Genomic DNA, 13,009 nt, shown 5'->3' with positions numbered 1-13,009 from the left:
AACCAAGCAACAGGGAGTATTCCTTGCTTAGGCAAGCAAGCTAAGGAGTGGCCGATGACGTCTCCCGCACCCGCACCGGAGGGGTTCGAACACGCGTACGCCGAGGTCAACGGCGTGCGGCTGCACTACGTGAGCGGCGGAGGAGGTCCGCTGGTCGTGCTCGTGCACGGATGGCCGTTCAGCTGGATCGAGTTCCGCGCTTTGCTGCCGCTGCTGGCCGCGGAAGGCTTCACGGTCGTCGCGCCGGACCTGCGCGGCTCCGGTGACTCGTCGATACCGGACGGGCACTGGACCAAGCAGGACGAGGCCGACGACCTGCACGCGCTCCTGCGCCACCTCGGGCACGAGACCGCGTTCGTGCTCGGCACCGACGTCGGCACGATGACCGTCCACGCCTGGGCCCAGCGGCATCCGCGGGACGTGGCGAAGCTCGTGCTCAGCGAGTGCTTCCTGCCCGGCTTCGGCCTGGAGGAGCACCTGTCCCGCCTGTGGCACTTCGGGTTCCACGCCGAGAGCGAGTTCGCGGCGAAGCTCGTCGAGGGCCGCGAGGAGCAGTACCTGTCCTGGTTCTACGAGCAGATGATCCGCGGCGGCATCACCGGGGACGACCACGCCGAACTGCTGCGCACCCTCACCCGGCCCGGCGGGATGCGCGGCGGGTTCGAGCACTACGCCACGGTGCTGCAGGACGGCCGCAACGCGCGCGCCGGAGCCAAGGTCGAGGTGCCCGTCCTCGTGCTGAACGGCGAACACGGCCTGCCGCAGCAGGTGCTGCTCGACGGCGCCCGCGAGGCCGCCACCGACGTCCGCGCCGAGATCGTCCCCGGCGCCGCCCACACCTTCGCCGCCGACAACCCGCGGGCCACGGCCGACGTGCTCACCCGCTTCTTCACCAGCTGATCACGGAGTCAGAACATGCAGATCCTCGTCACCGGCGCCACGGGCTACACCGGACGCCGCGTCTCCGCCGCCCTCGCCCGCGCCGGGCACACCGTCCTCGGCCTCACCCGCGACACGACGACCGCGACCGGCCTGGTCGCCGACGAGGTCGTTCCCGTGCGGGGCGACCTCGCGAAGCCGGACACGTGGCGCGACCACCTCGACGGCACCGACGCCGTGGTGCACCTGGTCATGGACCTCAACGACCCCGCGGGCACCGACCGCACGTTGTTCGCCGAGGTCGCCGCGGCCGAGGAACGGGACGGCCGGCGCCGCCACCTCGTCTACACGACCGGCATCTCCTCCTACGGCCGCACGGGCGTGGCGCTGATGGACGAGAACACGCCGGGCAACCCGGAGAGCCCGATCGGGTTCCGCTTCGCGCTGGAGGGCGAACTCGCCGCGAGCGGACTCGCGCACACGGTGGTGCGACCCGGTTTCATCTACGGCGGGGCGGCCACCACCTCCATGACGGCGCAGTGGTTCGCCGCGGCCGACGAAGGCTCGCCGGTGTTCTTCGGCGACGTCTCGAAGCGCTGGAGCTGGGTGCACGTCGACGACCTCGCCGACGCCTACGTCCGCGTCCTCGACCGCGAACCCTCGGGCGAGGTGTTCGTGATCGCCGACGACCAGCGCCTGACGGCGTTGGAGGTGCAACGCGCCGCCGTGCGCGCAGCGGGGTTCACCGGGGAGATCCGGCTGGAAACGGCAGAAGCGGGCGGGATCATGCAGGTGGCGGCGGACCAGGACGAGCTCGTGTCCAGCGCCAAGGCCCACCGGCTGCTCGGCTGGCGGCCGCGGCACGTCTCGTTCACTGACGCTCCCGAACGGCACTACCGGGCGTGGCGCGCTAACGGTCGATGACCCGACCACGGGTGAGGAACGCGAGACCGCGCGTCATGGCGACGACGCGGCCGCGTTCGTCCGGTCCGGCGATCCAGATCCTGCCGGTGTGCCGGACCAGCACGCGCGCCCGCTCCGGCAGTTCGGGCAGGCGCAGGTTGTTCTCGGAGTCGGCGACGCGCAGGTACGCCTGACGCCCGATCCGCCTGCCCGCCACGAAGCTCACCGACACGGGCCGCCACGGGAACCGCTCGATCAGCTGCTGGGTGCCGCGCCGCTGCAGGAAGTGCCGCAGACCCGGCGCGGCCAGTTCCAGCACGACCGGCACGGACAGCACGGTGAGCCAGAGCCAGCCGATCAGGAGCACGACGCACAGCACGGCGAGGGCGAAGAGGATGTGGCCGACGGCGCGGCGGTCGGCCCGCGCGAGGCAGGTGTCCGTCCAGTTCTCGATCATCGTCGTCATCGGGTCACGCGCGCCGGGATCAGCCGCGGCACACCGCGGAACGTCACGAAGGTGTTGCCCGCGGAGTCCGGCCGCACGAACCAGACGCGCCGATGACGCGCGATCCGTCCGCGCAGGAGAGGACCGACGCTCAAAGTCAGCAAAAGAGGCGGTGAAGACAGCACGACCAGACGCCCTCCCTCCCACTGCACATGAGCGAAATGCCACGGTTCGCCTTCCGGTAAACGCACCGGACGCCGTCGGGTGACAACCCACAGCACGGCGGCGGCGAAGAAGAGCAGCACCAGCGCCACCGGTGAGGACCACGACCACACCAGGACCAGCAGGAACTGGAGCACGAAGGCCGCACCCGCGAGCACCGTCCAGACGAGCGCACGCCGGCTCGCCCGGTCCACGCAGTGCCGGGTCCACCGATCGTCGAGCGCCGTCACCTCGGTGGACGGCTTGTTGGGCACGACCACCTGTCCACCGTACAGGTGACTATTCCCTTCTGGAGCGCAGCTAAGTTAGGCTTGCCTAACCTTCGAGGAGGTGCAGCGGTGACCGACACCCAGACCAAGCGCCCGCCGGCGCCGCACGCCGCAGAGCGCGCCCGCACGATCGCGGCCCGCCACGGCTCCGCCGCGCTGCTTCCTCAGTCCGGCTCCCGCACGAGCCCGTTGCTGCACCACGTGCACCCGTGCGGCACGACGATCTTGCTGCTGGCCGACGAGCACCCGCTGGTCGGTCAGCTGTGGCAGGCACCGCGGACCGAGGTGACGGCGATGCTGGAGATCGCCGACCAGGCCCCGGTGGCGTTGCGCGAACCCGTCCGCGGCCTGCTGTGGCTCACCGGCTGGGTCTCCGCGCTGGACGGCGAGGAGGCGCGCGAGGAGGTCCTCGCCGTCGCCGACGTGCGTCCCGACCACCGGCTGCTCGACGCGGGCCACGGCGCCACGGTGCTGCGGCTCACGCCCGCGTCGATGGTGATCGCGGACGCCGAGGGCACCTCGTCGATCAGGCCGGAGCAGTTCGCGAGCGCGGCTCCGGACCCGTTCCACGGCAACGAGGACCACTGGTTGCGGCACCTGGAGGCCGCGCACCGCGACGTCGTAGGCCAGCTCGCCCGGCACCTGCCTGAGGAGCTGCAGAGCGGTCACGTCCGGCCGCTCGGGCTCGACCGGTTCGGGCTGCGCCTGCGGGTCGAGGCCGAGTGCGACGACCACGACGTGCGGATCGCGTTCTCCAAGCCGGTCAGCACTCCCCAGGAACTCGCCGCGGAGCTCCGCCGGTTGATGGGCTGTCCGTTCCTGTCCCAGAGGTGATCCAAAACTGCAGGTAGCCTCGCGCGGGTGACCTTGATCCCCGCTGACGAGAAGCGCGGTTACCAGCTCGAACTGCTGATCGTCTTCAGCATGACGCTCGGGCTGTCCGGCCTGCGCAGCCTCGTGCGGCTGGTCGACAGCCTGCTGCAGCCGACGCCGCTCAACCAGCAGTCCGTCGCGATCAACGTCCCGCAGGCGCGCGCCGACCTGCTGGACCTGGTGGCGCAGCTGCTCGGCGTGCTGCAGCTCGCCGCGTGGGGCGGCATCGGGCTGTACCTGTTGTGGCGCACCGGGATCAAGCTGCGCGTCATCGGACTGGACGGCACCCGCAAGCTCGCGGACTCGCTCGGCGCGCTGGGGCTGGCCGCGATCATCGGCATCCCCGGGCTCGCGTTCTACTTCGCCGCCTGGGCGCTGGGGCTGAACCTCGCCGTCCAGCCGTCCACCCTGGACAACCAGTGGTGGATGAGCGTGGCGCTCATCCTCGCCGCCGCCGGCAACGCGTGGGCCGAGGAGGTGCTCGTCGTCGGGTACCTGATCACGCGGCTGGAGCAGCTCGGCTGGCGGCAGTACACGGCGTTGTTCGCGGCGGCCGTGCTGCGCGGTTCGTACCACCTCTACCAGGGCTTCGGCGGGTTCGTGGGCAACCTGGTCATGGGCCTGGTCTTCGGCTTCTACTGGCAGCGCACCAAGCGGTTGTGGCCGTTGGTGATCGCCCACACCATCCTCGACGTGGTCGCGTTCGTCGGCTACACAATGTTGCGAGGCAAAGTCAGCTGGTTGCCCTAACAAACCAACGGTAGAACTGGGTTTTACCCGTCATTCGTTGCGATTTCTGGCTCAGCGGCGGCGATTTGTGCTGTTCGGCGTTACGCTCGATCGGTGACTGCGCACACGATCGCTGAGACCGAAGCACTTCCGGACGCCGCGCCCCGCGTGGACAGCGAGGTCGGCCCTTTGCGCACGGTGCTGCTGCACCGGCCGGGCAACGAGCTCAAGAGGCTCACCCCGCGCAACAACGACCAGCTGCTGTTCGACGGCGTGCCGTGGGTCGGCAGGGCCCAGGAGGAGCACGACGCGTTCGCCGCGACGCTGACCTCGAAGGGCGTGGAGGTCCTGCTGCTGGCCGACGTGCTGGTGCAGGCGCTGGAGGACAACCGCGCCCGCATCGCGGGCATCCACAGCGCCGTCAACGAGCGCCGCCTGGGCATCGACCTGGCCGACGCGCTGCGCAGCCACCTCACCTCGCTCGAGGCGCCGCTGCTCGCCCAGGTGCTGATGACCGGCATGACGTTCGAGGAACTGCCGGCCGCCGAGGGCGCGTCGCTGGTCCGCAAGATGCACCTGCCGATCGACTTCGCCGTCGACCCGCTGCCGAACCTGCTCTTCACCCGCGACTCGTCGGTGTGGGTCGGCGACCGCGTGGCCATCACGTCGCTCGCGCTGCCCGCCCGCGACCGCGAGACGACGCTGACCGACCTGATCTACGCCTACCACCCCCGGTTCCGCCGCACGGGCCGCGCGTACGGCGCGCATTCGGCGCCGCTGGAGGGCGGCGACGTGCTGCTGCTCGCGCCGGGCGTCATCGCCATCGGCGTCGGCGAGCGCACAACCCCGGCGGGTGCGGAGTCGTTCGCGCGCTCTGCTCTCGCGGACGGCCTCGCGCACACGGTGCTGGCGGTGCCGATCGCGCAAGAGCGCGCCACGATGCACCTCGACACCGTCTGCACGATGGTCGACCGCGACGCCGTGGTGATGTACCCGGCGATCAGCGACGTGCTGACGGCCTACCCGCTGCGTTCCGACGGCAACGGCGGCGTGCGCGTGGACGGCCCCGTGCCGTTCCTGGAGGCGGCGGCCGAGGCGATGGGCATCGAACGGCTGCGCGTGATCGACACGGGCCTCGACGTCGTCACCGCCGAGCGCGAGCAGTGGGACGACGGCAACAACACCCTCGCCGTGGCCCCCGGTCTCGTGGTGGCCTACGAGCGCAACGTCGAGACGAACGCGCGCCTCGAGGACGCGGGCGTCGAGGTGCTGCGGATCGCCGGTTCGGAACTGGGCTCCGGCCGCGGCGGGCCCCGCTGCATGTCGTGCCCGATCGACCGCGCGCCATTGGTGTAGATCGTTAGGAATGCCTAACCTTTGTTTGGAATGCCTTTCCAAACAAAGGTTAGCTTTTCCTGGAATGCGAAGATCACTGTTTTGGGTTAACGTACTCCTCATGGCCTCGAACGTGAAGAAGATCCTGACCGGAAAGTCGAGCTTCCACGAGCTCCTGCGCGCTCAGGTGGGCAACGAGTTCTCCGCCTCGCAGCAGTACATCGCGCTCGCGGTGTGGTTCGACAACGAGGACCTGCCGCGCCTCGCGTCGCACTTCTACAAGCAGGCCCTCGAAGAGCGCAACCACGCGATGATGATCGTCAAGTTCCTCATGGACAACGACATCGCGGTCGCCGTTCCCGGCGTCGAGACGCCGATCAACGAGTTCAAGTCCCCGCGTGACCTCGTCGCCCTGGCCCTGGTCCAGGAGCAGCAGGTCACCGACCAGATCGTCGCGCTCGCGAAGGCCGCCCGCGAGGAGTCGGACTACATCGGCGAGCAGTTCATCCAGTGGTTCCTGAAGGAGCAGGTCGAGGAGGTCTCCTCGATGAAGACGCTCCTCACGATCATGGACCGCGCCGACGGCAACATGTTCTACGTGGAGACGTTCCTCACCCGCGAAAGCGTGGGCGACGAGGGCGGCGACTCCAACGCCCCGACCGCCGCGGGCGGCGCTCTCTGATTTTTCTTCCGCACGATTGAGTGCCTGATCACAAAGGCCCGCCTTCCCATCGGGGAGGCGGGCCTTTCAGTTGTTGAGACGAGCCGCCTGACGGGTGAGGTATTCCCGCTCGGCGAGGTTCGTCGCTTTCTCCGCTGCCTCGACGTAGAGCCGCGCGGCCGTTCGACGGTCGCCGTCGCGTTCGTGGAGGTATGCCGACACCGCCGAGTAGCGGGGCAAAGAATCGTCCAGTTCCGCCAATGCTTTCAGCCCTGCGCGCGGTCCGTCGGCCTCCCCGACGGCGACCGCGCGGTTGAGCCGGACGACGGGGCTGTCGGTGAGCGCCAGCAGTTCGTCGTACCACTCCACGATCTGCACCCAGTCGGTCTCCTCGGCCACGGGCGCGTCCGCGTGCAGCGCCGCGATGGCCGCCTGCGCCTGGAACTCCCCCAGCCGGTCCCGCGCGAGCGCCGCCTGCAGGACCTCGACACCTTCGGTGATCAGCGTCGTGTCCCACCGGCCGCGGTCCTGCTCCGCCAGCGGGACGAGCCTGCCGCCGTCGGTGCGGGAGGCGCGGCGGGCGTGGTGCAGGAGCATGAGCGCGAGCAGGCCGGCGACCTCCGGGTGGTCGATCGCGGCCGCGAGCAGCCGGGTGAGCCGGATGGCCTCGGCGGCGAGGTCGACGTCGCCGGAGTAGCCCTCGTTGAAGACCAGGTACAGCACGCGCAGCACGGTGCCCACGTCACCGGGCTGGTCGAACCGCACGGCGCCGACCGTCTTCTTGGCCCGGCTGATGCGCTGGGCCATCGTGGCCTCCGGCACCAGGTAGGCCTGGGCGATCTGGCGGGTCGTCAGCCCGCCGACGGCCCGGAGCGTGAGCGCGACCGCCGACGACGGCGTCAGCGACGGGTGCGCGCACAGGAAGTAGAGCTGCAACGTGTCGTCGGAGTCGTGTGCGGGGCCCTGCTCGGGTTCGGCGTCGACCAGGTCCTCACGCCTGCGGCGCGCGGTCTCGGCCCTCGTCGCGTCGAGGAACTTCCGCCAGGCGGCCGTGACCAGCCAGCCCTTCGGGTCCCGCGGCGGGTCGTCCGGCCACACGCGGACGGCCTCGACCAGCGCGTCCTGCACGGCGTCCTCGGCCGCCGCGAAGTCTGCTCCGCGGCGGACGAGGATGCCGAGCACGGCCGGTGTGAGGCTCCTGAGCAGTGCCCCGTCCACGGTCACTCCGTGATCGTCGGCGCGTTGCCGTAGAGCGGACGGATCTCCAGCCACTCGTGGATCGGCTTGCCGTCCTTGCCCGGCGCCGCCGACAGCTCCCCCGCCAGCTCGAGCGCGCGCTCGTAGGTGTCGGTGTCGATGATCATCCAGCCGGCGATGAGGTCCTTGGTCTCCGCGAACGGGCCGTCGGTGACCGGCGGCCGTCCCTCACCGTCGTAGCGGACCCACGTGCCCTCCTGCGCGAGCGCCCGCTCGTCGACGAACTCGCCGGTGCCCCTGAGCTTGTCCGCGAAGTCGTTCATGTACTTGATGTGCGCGGTGATCTCGTCCTGGGACCACTGGTCCATCATCACGTTGTTCACCGGCTCAGGGGCGCCGCGGTAGTGCTTGAGCAGCAGGTACTTCGCCATCTCGGGTGTCTCCCTCGGTGCTGGTGCGACCCATCCTGGTCGCCTTCCACCGCGGGGACGAAGCCGAAACGCGGATCTCGACATGCCCGCCGAAGATTTTTTCGCTCAGCTGTGGCAGTCCTGGCCGTTGAGGTTGAGGACGGCGTTGGTGACCTTGCCGTCGGCCAGGCCGAAGTGGAAGAAGGCGTTCGTGTTGCCGTCGGCAGTGGCGGTGTAGGAGGTGCCGTACGAGGCCTTCAGGTTGGTGTACTCGGCCTTGAGCTTCTCCTCGGTCGCTCCCTCGCCGACGCCGTCGGACGACATTCCCACCGTGAAGAAGATCGACGAGACGCCCTTCGCCTTCGAGACGTAGGCCTTCCCGCCCGTCCCGACGATGTCGTGGAGGGTGCAGCCCCCACCCTGTCCGCCGGCGAGGTCGTCGGAGCCGAGGAGCTTCGTGCCGAGCGCCTGCTGCAGCGTCATGCCCAGCTTGAGGGTGCTGTAGCCGAACGAGCCGATCACCGGCTTGGTTGGCGGCGCGACCGGCTTGGTGACGGTCTCGGTGACGAACTCGGTGACCACCTGGGCGGGCGGCGGCGTCGTGCTGGACGAGGTCGACGAAGTGGGCGTGTTGTCGGGCGTGGACGTGCACGCGGCCAGGCCGAGAGCGGCGGCGATGGTGACGAAGACGAGCGAGCGGTTCATTTCCGGTCCCCCCAGGGATGCTTCGGTTTTGCGGTCACCGCGGCCCGCCCCACCCCCAGCGGGGCGGGCCGCGGTTGTTCGGTGAGGCTCAGAGCAGGTACATGGCGCAGTCGGCGCCGCTCAGGCCCATCGTGATCTGGACGACCTCGTCGGTGTCCGTGAAGTGCTCGGTCCTGCTGCTGCCGATGAACGCGTAACCGGCGGTGTAGTCGATCGGCGACGACCACCCGGCGCGGTACTCGGAGGAGCTCGGGTAGGCGCGCTTCACCTCGGCGAAGGTCGAGCCGACACCGATCCCCTTCGAGGTCTTCGCCTCCTTGGGCAGCGTGATCCGCACGACGCCGTACTTCTTCGAGATGGCGACCTCGTCGTCACCCACGCAGAGGCCGTCGCCGTCGCTGTCCCAGGTCAGGTCGGTCAAACCGGCAGCCGTGGCCTCCTCCAGCGTCATGCCCAGCTTGAGGGCGCCGTACCCGAGGCGGTTGTCCACCTCCGCCACGTTCCGCGCCGGCGGCGGGGTGTTCTCCGCCGGCTGTTCGACGGCGGGAGCGGAGTTCTGCTCCGGTGCAGAAGTGGACGTGCACGCGGACAGACCGAATGCGGCGACAATGGCGATGAGGACAGCAGATCGGTTCATTTTCTTCCCCCCGGAGATTTGCTTCCCGACACCAATGAAGACGCCGATCCGGAACGATGGTTGCAAACCGGTTCATCACAGAAAAGTCACGAACAGGACCGGTCCTAGCGCCTTGAACAGCAGGTATGCCAAATTCCCGCCGGACTCACAGGGGCGGCGGGAACTCGCGGGTTCACTTGTTCAAGCAGTGGTGCAGTCGCCTGCGGCCAAACGCAGGAAAACAGTGGTGACCGTCGTTCCGTCGATTTCGAAGACATAGGTCCACGGAGGCGAGGCGGCCATTTGCACGGTCACGTGCGAACCGCTTTGGGCAGCATTGGCGTAAGCGGTTTTCACGTCGGCCACCGTGGAGCCCGCACCGACGTTCTTCGGTGTCTTCGCGTAGCTCGGCATCATGATCCGCACGATTCCCTTGGCCGGCGAGACGATCACGGCGTTGGCGTCGGGCACCGACTTGGTGGCGTAGGCCTTGCACCGCTGTTCGGCGTCCGCCGGAGTGCTCGGTTCGACCAGTGACCCGGTCTCCAGCGCCTCGGCCTCCGGCATGCCCAGCGCGAGCGTCCCGTACCTGCCCGGCTGCGACTCCGGCACGAGCGTCGTCGACGGGCGGTTCGAGCTCGGTTTGCCTGGGTCCCCGGTGCTCGTGTCGTCGGGGGTGCCAGTACCGGGCGGCGCGTTCACGGTCTGGGTCACGGTCGAGACGACCGTGCTGACCGGCGGTGGTGACGTGGGCGTCGAGGTGGCCGAGGTCCCCGTCGTCAGCAGCGCGCCGGTGGTGTCCTCCAGCCGCGACGTGGTCAGGTGGGTCAGTCCGATCCCGGCGCCGACCAGGGCCACCACGGCGACGGCTCCGGTGACGGCCGTGCGCCGACGCCGCCGGCGCCGGGCACCGCTGACCACCGCTTCGACCGCGACCGGCTCGGAGTGGACGTCGAGCCGATCGTCGTTGAAGAGCCTGCGCAGCTCGTCGTCGAGGTCGTCCACGGGTCACTCCTTTCCGAGACGTGTTCGGAGGCTGGCCATCGCCTTGCTGCTCTGGCTCTTCACCGTGCCGCACGAGATCCCGAGCGCGTGGGCGATCTCGGCCTCGGAGAGGTTCTCGTAGTAGCGCAGCACGATCACCGCGCGCTGCCGCGGCGGCAGTTCGCGCAGCGCCTGCCAGAGCGGTTCGTTCTCGAGCCTGCTCAGTTCGGGCGCCACGGCCCCGTTGTCCGGGAAGTCGGCGACGAGGCTTTCGCGGCGACGCCGGCGCCAGATGCTGATGTGCGTGTTCGCCATCGCCCGCCGCACGTACGCGAGCGGGTCGTCGCCCTTGCCCTGCACGGTGCCCCAGCGCGAACCGACCTTCTCCAGCACGGCCTGCACCAGGTCGGCGGAGTCGTGCGGATTGCCCGTCAGGGCATGGCCGTATCGCAGAAGTCCAGGCATGGACATGCGCACGAACTCAGCGAAATCCCCCACGGTTTCCGCTCTTCCCCCGCCGCGTTCGACGGCGGACCCCAGCTGCAGCACCGCCGTCACGGCACGCCCCTCCCCCAAGAGCCCACTGGCTTCGAGGGGTTCACGCCTGAGCGCGACGATCGGTTGCCCTACCAGATCACAGAACGGCAACGGCTCGCGGCAGGACGAACGAACCGTCCGGCTGCGCGGGGAACTCGTGCGCCTCGGCCACCGCGGCGACCGGGATCGGCCCGTAGACGTGCGGGAACCACAGCGGCGAGTCCGGCACGGCCTCCCACCGGACGGGCACGCCGAGCAGCTTCGGGTCGATCACGAGCAGCAGCAGCCCGCTCTGCCCGTGGAAGAACTTCCCGGCCGTCACGTGCACCACTCCCCGGTCGGAGCAGTGCACGAACTCCTCACCCTCTGCGGGCGTGATCGAACCGGCCGACCGGGCAGCAGCCCAGCCGGCCGTCGTGATGATGTGCAGCAGCACTTATCCACAGCTCCCTGTGCACAACCTTGTGGACAACCGGGCGTTAGCGCAGGGTGATCTGGCGTCCCCGCAGGCCCTCGCGGGCCCGGCGCTCGGCGTCGGACAGCTGCTCGTCGGAGGCCAGGGCCTCCAGCAAGCGCTTGCCCAGCGCCTCGGCCGGCTCCGCCCACTCGCGGGCGTGCATCTCGCGGTCGAGGTCCCACACGGGCACGAGCAGGCCGTGCGCGCGGAACGAACCGGCGTAGCGCGAGCCCTCACCGAGGTCCAGCTCACCGCGCGCGGCCAGGCGGGCCATCGCGTCCAGCAACTTCTCCTCGGGCTCCGGGCGGACCCAGCGCAGGTGCGCCTTGTCGCCCGCGTCGACCCAGTACGCGGCCTTCACGCCGGGGGCGTCGAGGCGCTCGGTCGGCAGGATCGCGGCGTTCGCCCGCTCCAGCGACAGGGCGACGTCACCGGTCGGCTCGGTGCCCTCGGGCATCCACCAGATGAAGTCGGCGTGCAGCACCGGCGTGATCTCGGCGTCGACGTCCAGCAGGTCCTGCAGGCGGGCGGGGTCGTCACCGTTGTCCGGGCCCACGACCGGCAGCACGTCACCGGTCTTCGCCTTCTGCGCCCACTGCAGCGCCCGCGCCAGGTCGCGGCTGATGTCGCCGGAGCGCGTCTGCACCTGCAGGCCCACGAACGGCACGTCGTCGCCGCGGATCAGACCGGCGGCGGCCATCGGCAGCACGGTGGCCAGCGTGACCTCGCGCCCGTCCTTGACCGGCAGCTTCACGACCGCCGACGGCACGAACTCGCGCAGCGCGATCAGCTCGCACTCGGCGGCGAGACCCTCGAACGGCCGGGACACGATCACGTCGGTCGCGCCACCGGGAGCGCCGTGGCAGGCCTTGTAGCGCTTGCCGGACCCGCACGGGCAGGGCTGCTTCGGGTTGATCCCGTCCTTCGGTGCGTCCTTGACCGCGGTCCGCTTGGCCACCTTGGCCCTCCTCGTGCTCAGGCGTTTTCTAGGTCGCCAAGTTAGCCGTCAGCAGGCGGCGGGTGTTCGCCGGGGCGTTCGTCGCGAGGTAGCGGACCCCCAGGTCACGGCACAGGGCGACGTCCTCGGCGGTGTCCACCGTCCACACGTACGTCTCGTGGCCGGCGCGCCTCGCACGATCGACGTACCCGGGGTCGTTGCGCAGCAGGTGCACGCCCGGCCCGGTGTAGTCGGCGAACGACGGCAGAGCACCGCTCCTCAGCCTGCCGAGGCGGTCGAGCAGCAGCACCGTGCGGACGTCCGGCACCTGCTCGCGGAACACCTTCACCGCGGTCGCCGAGAACGACATCATGACGATCTGGCTCGCCAGCCCGTGCCTCTTCAACGCCTCCGCGAGCTTGCGCTCGACCTCGTTGCGGTACCGGACCGGGTGCTTGGTCTCGACGAAGAGCTGCACGTCGGTGCCCTTGACCAGCTCCAGCAACTGGTCGAGCAGCAACAGTTCGGCCGGCTCGCGATAGCCGTGCCAGCTGCCGTAGTCGAACTTCCGCAGCTCTTCGAGCGTGAGCGCGCTGACCGTGCCACGACCGTTCGACGTGCGCAGGAGCGTGCGGTCATGCACACACACGATCTCGCCGTCACGCGTCAGGCGGATGTCGCACTCGAGCCCGTCCGCTCCCTCTTTCAGGGCGAGTTCGTAGGCCCCGATGGTGTGCTCGGGACGGTCTGTGGAAGCGCCGCGGTGCGCGACGATCGCAGGCTGCTGCACAACCCCGAACGATACGGTCTGCGCAACAATTTGAGTCATCAATCAAATGGACGTGGACGA

Annotated in this window: 17 protein-coding genes; 6 read left to right on the top strand and 11 right to left on the bottom strand. The window is 69.6% G+C overall.

The features are described from left to right. Positions 1 to 54: 54 nt before the first annotated feature. Both IE307_RS27470 and IE307_RS27465 read left to right on the top strand, forming a co-directional pair. A complete protein-coding gene (locus tag IE307_RS27470) occupies positions 55 to 900 on the top strand; it encodes an alpha/beta fold hydrolase (RefSeq protein ID WP_191302270.1) in 846 nt (281 codons plus the stop codon). A 15-nt stretch (positions 901 to 915) separates the two neighbouring features. Next, complete coding sequence (locus IE307_RS27465; RefSeq protein ID WP_191302269.1) at positions 916 to 1,803, top strand: NAD-dependent epimerase/dehydratase family protein; 888 nt, start codon at positions 916 to 918, stop codon at positions 1,801 to 1,803. Here the strand turns inward: IE307_RS27465 and IE307_RS27460 are convergent. Next, on the bottom strand, positions 1,790 to 2,248 hold the full coding sequence (locus tag IE307_RS27460; RefSeq protein WP_191302268.1) for a hypothetical protein: 459 nt from the start codon (positions 2,246 to 2,248) through the stop codon (positions 1,790 to 1,792). The two genes, IE307_RS27465 and IE307_RS27460, sit on opposite strands and share 14 nt — an antisense overlap. Then, on the bottom strand, positions 2,245 to 2,709 hold the full coding sequence (locus IE307_RS27455; protein WP_229905114.1) for a hypothetical protein: 465 nt from the start codon (positions 2,707 to 2,709) through the stop codon (positions 2,245 to 2,247). Before IE307_RS27455 ends, IE307_RS27460 begins: the two co-directional genes overlap by 4 nt. 78 nt (positions 2,710 to 2,787) lie before the next feature. Here IE307_RS27455 and IE307_RS27450 point away from each other — a divergent pair, with 78 nt between their 5' ends. The 4 genes from IE307_RS27450 (at position 2,788) to IE307_RS27435 (ending at position 6,337) form a co-directional block, all read left to right on the top strand. Beyond that, positions 2,788 to 3,552 carry a DUF2470 domain-containing protein gene (locus tag IE307_RS27450; protein WP_191302267.1) on the top strand — a complete coding sequence of 255 codons (765 nt, stop codon included), beginning with the start codon at positions 2,788 to 2,790 and terminating at the stop codon, positions 3,550 to 3,552. Positions 3,553 to 3,642: 90 nt separating this feature from the next. After that, positions 3,643 to 4,341, top strand: coding sequence for a CPBP family intramembrane glutamic endopeptidase (locus IE307_RS27445; RefSeq protein WP_191302524.1), 699 nt, complete (start codon positions 3,643 to 3,645; stop codon positions 4,339 to 4,341). Positions 4,342 to 4,488: 147 nt separating this feature from the next. Continuing rightward, positions 4,489 to 5,676, top strand: a complete 1,188-nt coding sequence (locus tag IE307_RS27440; protein ID WP_191302523.1) for an arginine deiminase — start codon at positions 4,489 to 4,491, stop codon at positions 5,674 to 5,676. A 100-nt stretch (positions 5,677 to 5,776) separates the two neighbouring features. Then, entirely contained in the window at positions 5,777 to 6,337 is a 561-nt protein-coding gene (locus IE307_RS27435; protein ID WP_191302266.1) for a ferritin, read from the top strand. 66 nt (positions 6,338 to 6,403) lie between these two features. Here IE307_RS27435 and IE307_RS27430 read toward each other — a convergent pair whose 3' ends face one another. The 9 genes from IE307_RS27430 to IE307_RS27390 all read right to left on the bottom strand — a co-directional run bounded on the left by IE307_RS27430 (position 6,404) and on the right by IE307_RS27390 (position 12,949). After that, on the bottom strand, positions 6,404 to 7,534 hold the full coding sequence (locus IE307_RS27430; RefSeq protein ID WP_191302265.1) for an RNA polymerase sigma factor: 1,131 nt from the start codon (positions 7,532 to 7,534) through the stop codon (positions 6,404 to 6,406). Positions 7,535 to 7,536: 2 nt separating this feature from the next. Further along, entirely contained in the window at positions 7,537 to 7,944 is a 408-nt protein-coding gene (locus IE307_RS27425; RefSeq protein WP_191302264.1) for a YciI family protein, read from the bottom strand. Between the two features lie 105 nt (positions 7,945 to 8,049). After that, positions 8,050 to 8,628, bottom strand: coding sequence for a hypothetical protein (locus IE307_RS27420; protein WP_191302263.1), 579 nt, complete (start codon positions 8,626 to 8,628; stop codon positions 8,050 to 8,052). A gap of 88 nt (positions 8,629 to 8,716) precedes the next feature. Beyond that, complete coding sequence (locus tag IE307_RS27415) at positions 8,717 to 9,265, bottom strand: hypothetical protein (protein WP_191302262.1); 549 nt, start codon at positions 9,263 to 9,265, stop codon at positions 8,717 to 8,719. Between the two features lie 180 nt (positions 9,266 to 9,445). After that, a complete protein-coding gene (locus IE307_RS27410; protein ID WP_191302261.1) occupies positions 9,446 to 10,249 on the bottom strand; it encodes a hypothetical protein in 804 nt (267 codons plus the stop codon). Between the two features lie 3 nt (positions 10,250 to 10,252). Further along, positions 10,253 to 10,777, bottom strand: coding sequence for a SigE family RNA polymerase sigma factor (locus IE307_RS27405; protein WP_268250417.1), 525 nt, complete (start codon positions 10,775 to 10,777; stop codon positions 10,253 to 10,255). A gap of 85 nt (positions 10,778 to 10,862) precedes the next feature. Then, the gene (locus IE307_RS27400) at positions 10,863 to 11,201 is read right to left on the bottom strand and encodes a DUF952 domain-containing protein (protein WP_191302259.1); all 339 of its coding nucleotides are present in this window, start codon (positions 11,199 to 11,201) and stop codon (positions 10,863 to 10,865) included. Between the two features lie 43 nt (positions 11,202 to 11,244). Next, positions 11,245 to 12,180: a DUF5926 family protein gene (locus IE307_RS27395; protein ID WP_191302258.1), complete on the bottom strand. Its 936-nt coding sequence runs from the start codon at positions 12,178 to 12,180 to the stop codon at positions 11,245 to 11,247. Positions 12,181 to 12,208: 28 nt separating this feature from the next. After that, on the bottom strand, positions 12,209 to 12,949 hold the full coding sequence (locus IE307_RS27390; RefSeq protein ID WP_229905113.1) for a glycerophosphodiester phosphodiesterase family protein: 741 nt from the start codon (positions 12,947 to 12,949) through the stop codon (positions 12,209 to 12,211). Between the last annotated feature and the right edge of the window lie 60 nt (positions 12,950 to 13,009).

The sequence above is a fragment of the Lentzea cavernae genome, from assembly GCF_014653695.1.
GTDB lineage: Bacteria > Actinomycetota > Actinomycetes > Mycobacteriales > Pseudonocardiaceae > Lentzea > Lentzea cavernae.
This window is presented reverse-complemented; position numbering and strand designations above follow the sequence as displayed.

What these genes read in the sequence shown, in the direction of transcription:
- IE307_RS27465 (WP_191302269.1), top strand. Translation starts at nt 916, where the DNA reads ATGCAGATCCTCGTCACCGGCGCCACGGGCTACACCGGACGCCGCGTC.
- IE307_RS27460 (WP_191302268.1), bottom strand. Translation starts at nt 2,248, where the DNA reads ATGACGACGATGATCGAGAACTGGACGGACACCTGCCTCGCGCGGGCC.
- IE307_RS27435 (WP_191302266.1), top strand. Translation starts at nt 5,777, where the DNA reads ATGGCCTCGAACGTGAAGAAGATCCTGACCGGAAAGTCGAGCTTCCAC.
- IE307_RS27470 (WP_191302270.1), top strand. Translation starts at nt 55, where the DNA reads ATGACGTCTCCCGCACCCGCACCGGAGGGGTTCGAACACGCGTACGCC.
- IE307_RS27415 (WP_191302262.1), bottom strand. Translation starts at nt 9,265, where the DNA reads ATGAACCGATCTGCTGTCCTCATCGCCATTGTCGCCGCATTCGGTCTG.
- IE307_RS27425 (WP_191302264.1), bottom strand. Translation starts at nt 7,944, where the DNA reads ATGGCGAAGTACCTGCTGCTCAAGCACTACCGCGGCGCCCCTGAGCCG.
- IE307_RS27445 (WP_191302524.1), top strand. Translation starts at nt 3,643, where the DNA reads ATGACGCTCGGGCTGTCCGGCCTGCGCAGCCTCGTGCGGCTGGTCGAC.
- IE307_RS27420 (WP_191302263.1), bottom strand. Translation starts at nt 8,628, where the DNA reads ATGAACCGCTCGCTCGTCTTCGTCACCATCGCCGCCGCTCTCGGCCTG.